A 714-nucleotide genomic window follows, 5' to 3' on the forward strand; every position below is an offset into this window, starting at 1 on the left:
CTGCGTCGTCGGCGGCGGCGAGATCTATGCCCAGGCCCTGCCGCTGGCCGATCGTCTCCACGTCACCCATGTGCTGGCCGCGGTCGATGGCGACGCCCATTTTCCGCCGATCGACCCCGCGATCTGGCGGATCGTCCGATCCGAGGATTTTCCGGCGGGCGAAAAGGACAGCCACGCGACACGCTATACCGTTTACGAGCGCCGCGGCGACGGTCACTGACGAGGACAAAGGGTCGCTGACGGCTCAAATCGCAGGCGCGCGTAGCGGATCGCGTTGAAAGCGCGTCACGGCGTCCCTATAGAAGAACGAGGGTACAGCGCCACGCTTCCAACCGGACGCGCAAGAAGGTCGCCGTAAAACTTTGATTTGGCGCATGATTCCTTTCGGAAAACCGATATCGGTTTTCGAGGTCATGCGCTAGGATCGCGCCGCAAGGCCTGAGGGAACCGAAGCGAAAGGACATTCATGCCCTGGAACGACAAGAGCGGTGGCGGCGGCCCATGGGGCGGCGGCGGCAATCAGGGGCCCTGGGGACAGGGACCGAAAGGCCCGAGCGGCCCGCCCGGGTCGCCTCCCGATCTCGAGGACATCATCCGCCGCGGCCAGGACAGGCTGCGGCGCGCTCTTCCGGGAGGCGGCGGCGCCAGCCCGGCCGTCCTCGGGCTGATCGCGCTCGCGCTTGTCGTGCTTTGGGCTTTCAAGGCCATCTATAC

At 65.8% G+C, this 714-nt stretch carries 2 protein-coding genes; both read left to right on the top strand.

Going from position 1 to position 714, the window contains the following annotated elements:
- A partial coding sequence (locus EOA49_RS32250; RefSeq protein ID WP_164749399.1) for a dihydrofolate reductase occupies positions 1-220 on the top strand: 220 nt, incomplete at its 5' end.
- 246 nt (positions 221-466) lie between these two features.
- Positions 467-714 (top strand): protease modulator HflK N-terminal domain-containing protein (locus tag EOA49_RS32255; RefSeq protein ID WP_206520257.1); only part of this gene is annotated, 248 nt, incomplete at its 3' end.

The sequence above is a fragment of the Mesorhizobium sp. M1A.F.Ca.IN.020.04.1.1 genome, from assembly GCF_003997315.1.
In the GTDB taxonomy this organism is placed as follows: Bacteria; Pseudomonadota; Alphaproteobacteria; order Rhizobiales; family Rhizobiaceae; genus Mesorhizobium.